The sequence below is a fragment of the Halococcus sp. PRR34 genome, from assembly GCF_028617175.1.
GTDB lineage: Archaea > Halobacteriota > Halobacteria > Halobacteriales > Halococcaceae > Halococcus > Halococcus salifodinae.
Map to the genome: position 1 here is coordinate 1 of NZ_JAQJDA010000044.1, position 10,104 is coordinate 10,104.

A 10,104-nucleotide genomic window follows, 5' to 3' on the forward strand; every position below is an offset into this window, starting at 1 on the left:
ACTCTGATCCCGCCTCACGTCTGGTCTCTTTCAACGTATCTGCTCGTACCGTGACCGATAGAGTGGACAACTAGCGAGTGTCGTTCCGAATCGACGCGCCCAGTGATCAAGCATTGTGAGCAATCTTCGTTGCAGAAGGCTCACAACGCCCGGATCGACGATGATGTCTACAATCAGCGGTCAATGAGCGAAACCGTGTTTTCGATGCTGAAGGCGGATGACGGCGAGAATTTGCACACGAGGACGTGGCACGGACAATTCCGGGAACTGACCCGGAAGTGCATCGTGCATAACCTCTCGCGGGCGGTCGGCTAACGCCGCCGCCCGCTCTTTCTCCGCCAGATGATCTGAGAGGAATCACCGATCTATTCAGTGATCTTTCCTAAATCTGGCAATTCTAACTCGATCGCAAAGCCGGGTTTCTGCATCAGCCGTCACGTCGAATCGGCGGAAAGAGGAGCTGTGAGTGTCATCAAGCCACCCCACCCCTTCGCCATCTATCGATCAACAGAGCATGCCAAACGATGCGGTGCAAGACAGAAACTCCACATCCACCATCATCGGGCACATATCGACCGATCCACAGAGTCAGATTGTAAACATCTGTGCCGAGTGCTTAAGGTATCCAAGCAGGTAGTGATGCCATGTCAGTTTCTGACGCGGAGAAGTTTCGGCAGGCTGGGATACCCCTTTGGCCACGGACCACTGAAAGGATCAGAATATGAAGAGCGAAGTTACTCAAGAGGAAGCATTCGAGGCCGTTGAGCGAAAGAACAGAGAGGGCTCTAACCCGACGGCAGGTGATATCGCAGACGAACTCGGTGCCCCTCCGCCTGAAGTGTTAAATGTTTTGGGAGACCTCAGGGATGTCGATAAGGTGAGAAAATCTGAACCGGAAAATGGAGATCTCATCTGGTTCGTTCGTGGTCAAAGTAAAGATAGCGAGGAGGATGACCACGGGAACTGAGCGCCTCGGGAAAAGATGATTCCAGGCGGATAGATTGCTCTTGCACGATTGGATTCGAAATCAATACCGAAGCCTGAATTACACGGAAATTATGCTTGATGAACCTATACCGGAATCCAACCTAGGATTCAAAGGACCAGTCGATGCGATCGAACGTGTATCCACCACAGTGAGGGCAGACCTGCCGCCGGAGTTCGAAGCGCATGCTGCAGGTGTGACACTCGTATGGTAGCGGCTCATCGCGGGCAGGCCCTGCGAATACCGCCCTGACTTTGGCAAGCGTGCTCACTGTGAACCCCCCAAGATTACACATAATGGGGCGCGAATAGAAAACGTTTGTCCCACGAATATGCCGTCTACTATCATGTTTAGCAGAAATCCTCATACACCCACCAGACAATACCCCCGACGGCTGTCAGAAATTCCGTGCAAGGCTTAGAGGCTCAGCAGAATAACAGGCGGTGGCCGAGTTGTCGATTTTCTTGCTAATTTCACGTGAGGTGCGGTCTTCGCAAATTGAATTACATCTCCTGTTTTTGCTTCTAAACAGTCTCGCCTGGATCTGCAAGTCTAAGTATCACTACAGAGAATTCCCGTCATGGACAAATCAACCGTACCGGAGGCGTGTAATATCACACGAACGGGTTCTGCGGTGATTCGCCTATGACACGAGATGACGACTGTTTCCACGAGAACCGATTCAAGACGCTCGCCGTCGGGGCAGCTGAGAACGCGACGCGCCCCGACAAAGGCGGAACGAGCGACGTCATTCCGCCGATACACCTCTCGAGCACCTTCGAGTGGGGTAGCGGGGACAATGCCAACGAACACGACTACTCGCGCGAGAGCAACCCGACGCGGGCGGCCCTTGAGAAGCAGCTAGCACGACTCGAAGGCGGCGAGCACGGACTGGCGTTCGCCTCGGGGATGGCCGCCATCTCGACGACGGTGCTGTCGCTGGTCCCGCCAGGGGGCCACCTCATCTCATCGGACTCCGTCTATAGTGGGACCGAGAGACTACTCACGGACTTCGTCGCCAATCACCTCGGCGTCGACGTCGAGTTCGTCGACGCCCGCGAGCCCGAAAATGTCGCCACAGCGGTTGATTCGGAAACCGCCCTGATCTGGGCAGAGACACCGACGAATCCGTTGATACGCCTGTGCGATGTCCGCTCGATAGGTGACATCGCCGACGACCACGGCGTCCCGTTCGGGGTCGATAGCACCTTCGCAAGCCCGTACTTCCAAGCCCCGCTCGAACTGGGTGCCGACATTGCCGTCCACAGCACCACCAAGTACCTCAACGGCCACTCCGACTCGATCGGCGGTGCCGTCGTCACCGACAACGACGAGATCTTCGAGAATCTGGCGTTTTCTCAGCGGATCGGGCTCGGAAACATGCTTTCGCCGTTCGACTGCTACCTCGTTGCGCGGGGTATCAAGACGCTGCCCGCACGGATGGAACACCATCAGGAGAACGCGATGGCGGTCGCTCGTCTCCTCGAAACCCACGACCGGGTCGCCCGCGTCTACTATCCGGGCCTAGAGAGTCACCCGCAACACGAGCTCGCGGCCGAACAGATGTCGGGATACAGTGGGATGCTTTCCTTCGAATTCGACGGCACGCTTGTTGAAATCGAGGCGTTCATCGATGGTCTCGAGCTGTTCACCCCAGGGGCTAGTCTCGGTGGTGTCGAGAGCCTCATTGAGGTGCCGTCGCTGATGATCCCCGACGAAGTCAGCCACGGGTCTGCTACCGCGGAGATTCCCGAGACCTTGGTCCGGATATCGGTCGGCATCGAAGATGTCGACGATCTTTGCGAAGACCTCCGGACGGCGCTGCCGTAGGCGCGCGTTCCCTTTTCTCCCGACCGTCCCGATCGGCAAGCAGGTCGACTGTCTATCGGTCGTAGCAGCCGCAAGCGGGAATACGAGCCGTTTCCAATCGAAAGAGTGCGGATTATTCGAGGGGTTCGACGGCGTCTCCAGGGCGAATCAACCCATCTTCAAGAATGTCTGCTCGGAGACCTCCTCGGTGAGTGAGTGCCTGCAATACACCATCTTGAGTAATGCGCTGAAGGTGACTACACGGTTCACACAACCGATTGCCTCGGCAGATAGCGTCACCGACTCGGAACTGTTGTCCAACGAGATGGTTGAGTGCGACATCACGAGTTTCGATGTTCCGTCGGTGTTCTCCGGGTGCGAGTTCGATTTCCGCTTCACGTTCGATTGCTGTAACAGCCTCCTGCTCGATCAACGTGAGGTCGTATCCATCGTGGCGTTGCTCATCTGAGTCCCACTTGACGAAGGTCCCTGTCTCGATCTCGCTAAAGTACCGATCACCTCGTAGCCCCTTTCCGGCGATCGCTTCGACATCGACCTGTTCTTCCATCTGAGCTTCGGCTTCATGTGCGATAAACGCCCGTTCAACGGTGCCAGACCCGGTCATGCGTGCTATACCATTTGACAGAGATATAAACAGCCGGAAGTACGACCCTGCGAATGACCGATACGCGCCCTGTATCTTGCACGCCAATTTTAGCAGATAGCCAATCTGTGATATTGGAAGAGTGCGAAAATTTCGGCCAAACCCTATAGCTTATGGCTGGAGTGACCCGAACGCGGGCAAAAGACCTACGCTTGTGTAGCCACCACGCACAAACGGGAGACTCATGATAGTTGGGAATGCTCACCCCCACTCGACTCTCCCTGACGGACCACGATAGCGAGCGTGCCGGCGACGCCGGCGGGCACTGGCCTTGAATGGCCACCGAGGTATACCCCTGTGGAGTAGACTAACCCGCCACCGAAATGCATCATTCCGACACGCTCGCCCTGATAGTCCGCCGATCTACCCAACCAGAGATTGGCTGATGGGTTTGAAAATGAAATTTTAAAATTTTTCGTGTACTGTGCGCTCCTCCTCTCCTTCCCCTCAATTTCGAACCTACTGGACGCTCTCGTCTGTATTCTCGAGCCGCATGCCGTCAAGCTGCTCGCTGATACCGCTGGTTTTGGTGTCGAGTTCCTCCACGAATCCGCTTGTTTGGTCGGTTGTCGTCGCTCCTTGACTGGTGGGTTCGATCAGATTCTCTTCTTCGAGCACCCGCAACGAATAGCGCACCTTGTGATGCTCGTAGCCGGTTTCATTCGATATCTTCACGATCCCGATCGGTTCGCTTTCGATGACTATCCGTAGTATCCGAAGATGGCGGACCAGCATGTCTACCTCTTTTTCCATCCGATCAATCACAATGTGTGTTATCATGTAACTTTGCGAGTTAAGTGTTATTGCCGAACTGACCCCCCTATCGACTCACCGGGACCTGTCCCAGTGGAGTTCGAGACTAACTGAACTGTCGGCCGGAGACTCCGTGTCTTCATCAGAAGCAACGACACGGTGCGGCGAGGGAAACCGGATATCGTTCTCGTTCGTAACCAGTTTCAGTTCGCCACCTTCAGAAAGCGTCCTCTCAGCTCTGGACACTGCCTCGACAATGCGCTGTCGATCTGCTGTATCGCTCTTTTTGCCTTCGCTGTTAGTTCGTGCTGCCCTCGTTACTGGCTCAATATCGACATCCGCGCTCCGATTCGAGAGTACGGCGTTGACAGCGACGCCAACCAAGATAATCAAGCCACTGAAATAGAGCCACGTCAACAGTACAAGAACACCAGCGATCGCACTACTTTCCGGTGATTTGAACTGCGTATACAGCCGGAATACCGACTCGAACGCGGTCAGTCCAACGGCGGTCACGAACACACCAGGCAGGATCTCCCCCAGTGTTACGTCAGTATCCGGGAAAATGTAGTACATCGGTACGAACGTGATCGCTAACCCGATAATGAGGACTACCGGCCGGATGATCGTCGCAATCACTCCCGGATCGACGCTCGACAATATCGAATTTATCGCCCATCCCGCCACCAACGCGAGTCCGAACGTCAGAAACACCACCACCCCATCGGTGAGCTGATCGGTGAAGGTATTCGCCGATCCTGTCTCGTAAATATCCGAAAACGCGGTGTCGAGCCCGCGAAAAATCCGGAGTGTTCCCCACAGCAGTACTCCCAGTCCAAGGATCGAGAGTCCCGTGGATGTCCCGGCAGTTTCGAGTTGACCGATAAGAACACCACCAGTGCTCGGCGTGAGAACACGTTCGGCAAACGAGACGAACGCCGTTTCGAGACTCCGATCGCCGACAGTCGAGATGATCGTCAGCACCAACACCAACAGCGGAAGCATCGACACGAACGCGTGATACGCAATACTGCCCGCCATGAACGTCACCTTCTCTGTACGGAGTTCGTGAACGATCGCTCGAACGATACTGATGGGACGGTCGAATCGGCTCTCGTCGATCCGTTTAGTGAGAGGTTTCATGAGTGAGTGATGGACTTGGCTTGAAGAACAGCCTCGATAGGATGGTTGATTACGAAACTGTGTTCATTCCGTCCAATATGCTTCACGCCGTCTGATCGGATTCAAGCTACCCTCGAAAGGGTTCCGAGAAACCCTTTGGCGAGAGTGGTGGTGTCAGTCGTCGGTCGATCCTGGCGACTCGAAGCCGTCGTCCGGCCCAGAGTCCGATTCTGTGTCCTCGTTGAGATCGGACGCGCTACTGCGCGCACTCCCCACCCAGTCGTCGATGTTTTCGGCAACGAAATCCTGCCCACCGAGTGCAAGCATGCCACCGACACCGATAGCGAGCGCAAGCCCGAGTGCGCCGAAGAACGCCGTGATAACCGTGTCGAACAGGCTCGTCAGCACGGACGTGTCGAACCCGGCCGTGTCGAGCGCGAACACGATGACGATGTAGTAGACGAACAGCTGGACAGCCAGACCAGCGATGTCAGCCGCCCGGCTCGCGTCGACGCTCGCCACCATGTCACCGAGCAGGTCGGCGACATAGATTCCGACAATAAGGACGGCGAGAGCGCCGAGGATCAGTGGGATCTGGCCGATGAAATCGGTCAATGGTTCCGACAGCGCCGGGAATTCGAGCGTATCGACCGCCGCGACCAGCGCGAAGTAGTAGATGAGGAACTCGACGAGTTTCCCGACGGCGTTGCCGATGCCGCCGACCGCGTCCGTAGCGTCAGCGAGCGGCGTGTCTCGGACGTAGGTGTCGAGCCCGAATCCCGAAACCACGCTAGCGACGAGGTCGCCGACGAACCGACCGATGGCGAACCCGACTACGAGGATGACGCCGGCAACGATGATCTGCACCGCACCGTTGGCGATGTTCGTCAGGAACCCACCCGGAATCGCGATGCCGGCGTAATCGAGCGCCATAAGCAGCGCGACGAAGTAAATGAGGTACTCGACGATCTTCCCGACAGCGGTGCCGATACCGCCGACCGAATCGGTGGCATCGGCGAGCGGCGTGTCGCGGACGTAGCTGTCGAGGCCCAACCCGGCGACAATGTTCCCAACGAGACCCCCGACGAATCGACCGATAGCGACTCCGACAATGAGGATTGCGATGGCGACGATGACCTGGACCAGTCCGCCACCGACACCAGTCAGGAACCCGCCGGGAACCGGCATTCCGAGGTAACTGACCGTAGCGAGGACTGCAAGGAGGTAGATGACGTACTTGACGAATTTTCCGAGCGCCTGTGCGATGCTCTGATCCGCATCGCTCTCGCGTTCGAGGGGTGTCCCCTCGGTGTACTGAGCGGGACCGATCCCCTGGACGAGGCGTTTGACGATCCCACCGAAGATCCGGCCGACGATCCATCCGAGCAGGAGGATGACGATCGCGCCAACCACCAATGGGATCGCTTCGAGGAACCCGTTGACCAATGGCTGGAGCGAGTCCGGGACTGTCTGGAGAACGACACCATCGCCGAGTATGTGTGGACTTGTCATTGCTATCACCGATGTCACGCACTCGCTGCCGGCCAGTTCATGCGAGACGGCAGCGATTCACAGAGTCGGCCCATAAATGTTTGTCACGATAGAATACATTGGTTCAATACTATTCAGTGGCCAAGTGTTTGCATATCCTGCCACGTACCCGTTGTATTCTCTCGATATAGGCCGTTATCGCTGATAAAACAGGGTACGTGAAGTTCTGTGAGTGATAGAGGTACTCATCAAACTCTTTCCCATCGAGATGCAGGTTGTCCATCGGTGGACGTTCGTTGAGGAACGCTTGGCGTTGATTGGCGAGCATATCGCAGTCGTGTTCAAGCGTATAGAGTCGGTCACGAGCGGCCCTGAGTTCCCTGGCGGACCACTCTTCAAGTGGTGAATTAGCAAGTTCAGAGACAGCAGCGTCGATCTCGCACAGTTGTTCGGCAGTTTCCGCGAGCGAGGTGGCTTCTCGATCGAGCCACATCGAGAACGCTTTGCGCTCGCGATACGCCTGCTTTGCAGCATCAAGGATCGTCGTCTGGAGGTCCGGGGAGATGTGGGTATTCTGCCTGAGGACGTGGGCAATGGCTGGCCCGAACTCTGCCGCGATGGTTTCATAGATCGAGGCGTCGTTGTACTCGTCGGCGTAGTGGTTGGTATCCAGTAGCGTCTCCTGAAAGGCGTTCTCGATCCGTTCGACCATCGCTCCGCCGGGTTCCGTATTGGGGTGTACACAGATTGAGTTCTGTGGTTGCCCCCAGGCCTCGTTCTGGGAGTGACTGCATTCGATATCGGCAACGTGGGTATGAAACCGCTGGAATGCGCGCTCTTCGACCTGTGTTCGGGCCTGTTCTTGCTCAACACGCTCGCGCGCGTTGTTGATAGGTTCGGTCGCTTGTGAGGTCATGATGTATCTGTGGGCAGAACGTGTGAATTATAGGGACATGCTCGTCCGACAGTATCCAATCTCTGAATGGCGTCACTCGATTTCAGAGCGGTGTTACGGTTGGCACTGACCGGACAGCCGTATCTGGCCGTTCGATAACGGCCGTCAGTGTCGCGGTGATCGGGCATCACGGACGTCAGCCCCGTCGCGGACTTTCCCTGGGCAATTCGGACAGACGCGTACTGATTCCATTCCAGTAGGTGCGAACACCCGGACATACTGGTCGGTGACGAACGCTTCGCAGTTCTGGCATTCAGGCATGTGATGATTGGTCTTCGTGGAGTGTAACCTGCACAAACTGGTCGTTGCCACAATTTTGGCACTGGGTTGCACTCATCGGAGCCAGGCTTCCATCGCTGGTGGTTCTGGCAGGATACAAGCTGTTGCACTGGTCACAACAGAGAAGCCTGCTATCGCTTCTTTTCACTTTTCCATCTGATTCATCATCCATTCCGTCGGTCGCACGATAGTGCTCCTCACCATTGGTCTTTTCGGCCAGTTGGTTCCGTCTTTGAGGAGTTCGCTTTCGGCGAGTGATTCAAAGATTTCGTGCATCGACCTCATCAATCTCTATTCTTCCGAGATATCGTACAGAAATCGCAACGTTGATTGTTTCCTCGTCTATCTACTCGGGCGGATCCTATGATACCACTCCAGCAGGGGTTTTCACTCGACCCACAGTCGTTGCTGAATCAGTACGGACCGGCACTCATCAACGCCGCCGTGACGATCGTGCTGTTCCTCGTTTCGTTCGTCATCATCTACTACGTTGGCAAGGCCATCGTAGTCCGGATGTTGAACGCCGCGCTCAATAGCCGCGATGTCGACGAGACGATTGCAGGGCTACTCATGAGTACCGTGGTCGCGATCACGGCTGTGGTTGCGATCGTGATCGCAGCCACCATTGCAGGTGCTGGCGTCGTGCTCGCGGCGTTTGCGACACTCGCCGGTGCGCTCGCACTCGCGGTCGGGTTCGCTGCACAGGACCTCATTTCGAACTTCGTCGCGGGAATATTCATCATCCAGGACGAACCATTCAAGGTCGGTGACTGGATCGAATGGGACGGCAACGTCGGCGTCGTCAGGGAAATCCAACTCCGGGTCACGAAACTCGATACGTTCGACAACGAAGAAGTCACCGTCCCGAATAGCGACCTCGCCAGCGCCGTTGTGACTAATCCTACGGGCAACGATCAGCTCAGAGTCGGCGTCGACTTCGGCATCGAGTATGACGACGATATCGAGGCGGCTCGCGCGGCAATTCTCGACGAGGCACGGAAACTTGATGGTGCGCTCGCCGAACCCGAACCTGCCGCGCCGGTCACGAGTCTCGGCGATTCCGCGGTCGTGCTCTCGGGACGTGTCTGGATCGACCCGAACCGTACCGGCTACGCACCGACCGCCGCCGCGTTCACTGAAGCAGTCAAGAAGCGCTTCGACGCCGAGGGCATCGGCATGCCGTACCCCTACACCGAACTCACCGGGAGCGTCGATGTCGAGAGTCCCGACGAAGCAGGATACACGGCGACGAACGACTAATCACAGCAACTCTACTGGTTCGAATCCGGATTTTCGCATTTTTGACGCCGACCACACTGGTTCGAGTCGCTTAATCACTCGTATGGAGCAGTGAGAACCGATATTTCGGGTGTCGCAACCGACCTCGATACCAGCGGCGTCACTTACGACTCTCGCTCATCGTAAGGATCGGAAGCGTCTGTCTCTGGGACTGAATGGAATGGCGAAATGGCTTCGAGCGGCAACTCTTCTGAGTGCTTCTTGGAGAGTATGGGAGGGCACTGAGAGTGCGTCATTGACATCGGCAATGTTAGCCTTTAGACGTACCATCATGGCGATTGCCTTGGTTTAGATGCGTATGGCCGATAATACAGAAGATCGCTCTCTTGCGACCGATTCAGTACATGCCGGGCAAGACCCCGATCCCGCAACTGGTTCCCGCGCACCACCGATCTACCAAACCAGTTCCTATGTTTTCGATGACGCCGAAGATGCCGCCGCCCAGTTCTCGCTCGAAGAGCCGGGCTACATCTACTCCCGGTTGATGAACCCGACGCTCGAAACGCTGCAGGACCGCCTTGCGGCGCTCGAAAACGGTGTTGGAGCCGCTGTTACCGCGTCCGGGATGGCCGCGCTCGATCTCACCACGTTCCTGCTCGCGGCCGCGGGCGACAACATCGTTACCGGCTCGTCGCTGTACGGCGGTACGTACACCTATTTCACCCACTCAGTCGAACGGCGGGGGATAACCACCCGGTTCGTCGATCCGCTCGATTACGAGGCATATGCCGACGCTATCGACGAGGA

At 56.4% G+C, this 10,104-nt stretch carries 9 protein-coding genes and 1 pseudogene; 5 read left to right on the top strand and 5 right to left on the bottom strand.

Annotated elements, in window-relative coordinates:
* Nucleotides 1-75 precede the first annotated feature (75 nt).
* The 3 genes and pseudogenes from PHA81_RS20430 to PHA81_RS20440 form a co-directional block, all read left to right on the top strand.
* Nucleotides 76-315: pseudogene (locus tag PHA81_RS20430) on the top strand (transposase); the annotation flags it as partial.
* 406 nt (nucleotides 316-721) lie between these two features.
* Nucleotides 722-967 (top strand): hypothetical protein, encoded by a 246-nt coding sequence (locus PHA81_RS20435; RefSeq protein WP_005046600.1) that lies wholly within the window; start codon nucleotides 722-724, stop codon nucleotides 965-967.
* Nucleotides 968-1,630: 663 nt separating this feature from the next.
* Nucleotides 1,631-2,815 carry an aminotransferase class I/II-fold pyridoxal phosphate-dependent enzyme gene (locus tag PHA81_RS20440; RefSeq protein WP_005043477.1) on the top strand — a complete coding sequence of 395 codons (1,185 nt, stop codon included), beginning with the start codon at nucleotides 1,631-1,633 and terminating at the stop codon, nucleotides 2,813-2,815.
* Nucleotides 2,816-2,927: 112 nt separating this feature from the next.
* On the opposite strand, the gene PHA81_RS20445 is transcribed toward PHA81_RS20440, so the two are convergent.
* The 5 genes from PHA81_RS20445 to PHA81_RS20465 form a co-directional block, all read right to left on the bottom strand.
* Nucleotides 2,928-3,419, bottom strand: coding sequence for an MOSC domain-containing protein (locus PHA81_RS20445; protein ID WP_337958947.1), 492 nt, complete (start codon nucleotides 3,417-3,419; stop codon nucleotides 2,928-2,930).
* Nucleotides 3,420-3,917: 498 nt separating this feature from the next.
* The gene (locus PHA81_RS20450; RefSeq protein WP_273838682.1) at nucleotides 3,918-4,223 is read right to left on the bottom strand and encodes a hypothetical protein; all 306 of its coding nucleotides are present in this window, start codon (nucleotides 4,221-4,223) and stop codon (nucleotides 3,918-3,920) included.
* 63 nt (nucleotides 4,224-4,286) lie between these two features.
* On the bottom strand, nucleotides 4,287-5,354 hold the full coding sequence (locus PHA81_RS20455; protein ID WP_273838683.1) for a YihY/virulence factor BrkB family protein: 1,068 nt from the start codon (nucleotides 5,352-5,354) through the stop codon (nucleotides 4,287-4,289).
* 153 nt (nucleotides 5,355-5,507) lie between these two features.
* Nucleotides 5,508-6,845: a mechanosensitive ion channel family protein gene (locus tag PHA81_RS20460; RefSeq protein ID WP_206536869.1), complete on the bottom strand. Its 1,338-nt coding sequence runs from the start codon at nucleotides 6,843-6,845 to the stop codon at nucleotides 5,508-5,510.
* Nucleotides 6,846-6,954: 109 nt separating this feature from the next.
* The gene (locus tag PHA81_RS20465) at nucleotides 6,955-7,536 is read right to left on the bottom strand and encodes a hypothetical protein (protein WP_273838686.1); all 582 of its coding nucleotides are present in this window, start codon (nucleotides 7,534-7,536) and stop codon (nucleotides 6,955-6,957) included.
* 885 nt (nucleotides 7,537-8,421) lie between these two features.
* On the opposite strand from PHA81_RS20465, the gene PHA81_RS20470 reads away from it, so the two are divergent.
* Nucleotides 8,422-9,318 carry a mechanosensitive ion channel family protein gene (locus PHA81_RS20470; protein ID WP_273838687.1) on the top strand — a complete coding sequence of 299 codons (897 nt, stop codon included), beginning with the start codon at nucleotides 8,422-8,424 and terminating at the stop codon, nucleotides 9,316-9,318.
* Between the two features lie 337 nt (nucleotides 9,319-9,655).
* On the top strand, nucleotides 9,656-10,104 hold a 449-nt coding region (locus tag PHA81_RS20475), incomplete at its 3' end, for a PLP-dependent transferase (protein ID WP_273838689.1).

Coding starts and splice junctions, on each gene's coding strand:
- PHA81_RS20455 (WP_273838683.1), bottom strand. CDS start 5,354: ATGAAACCTCTCACTAAACGGATCGACGAGAGCCGATTCGACCGTCCC.
- PHA81_RS20460 (WP_206536869.1), bottom strand. CDS start 6,845: ATGACAAGTCCACACATACTCGGCGATGGTGTCGTTCTCCAGACAGTC.
- PHA81_RS20440 (WP_005043477.1), top strand. CDS start 1,631: ATGACACGAGATGACGACTGTTTCCACGAGAACCGATTCAAGACGCTC.
- PHA81_RS20470 (WP_273838687.1), top strand. CDS start 8,422: ATGATACCACTCCAGCAGGGGTTTTCACTCGACCCACAGTCGTTGCTG.
- PHA81_RS20445 (WP_337958947.1), bottom strand. CDS start 3,419: ATGACCGGGTCTGGCACCGTTGAACGGGCGTTTATCGCACATGAAGCC.
- PHA81_RS20435 (WP_005046600.1), top strand. CDS start 722: ATGAAGAGCGAAGTTACTCAAGAGGAAGCATTCGAGGCCGTTGAGCGA.
- PHA81_RS20465 (WP_273838686.1), bottom strand. CDS start 7,536: ATGGTCGAACGGATCGAGAACGCCTTTCAGGAGACGCTACTGGATACC.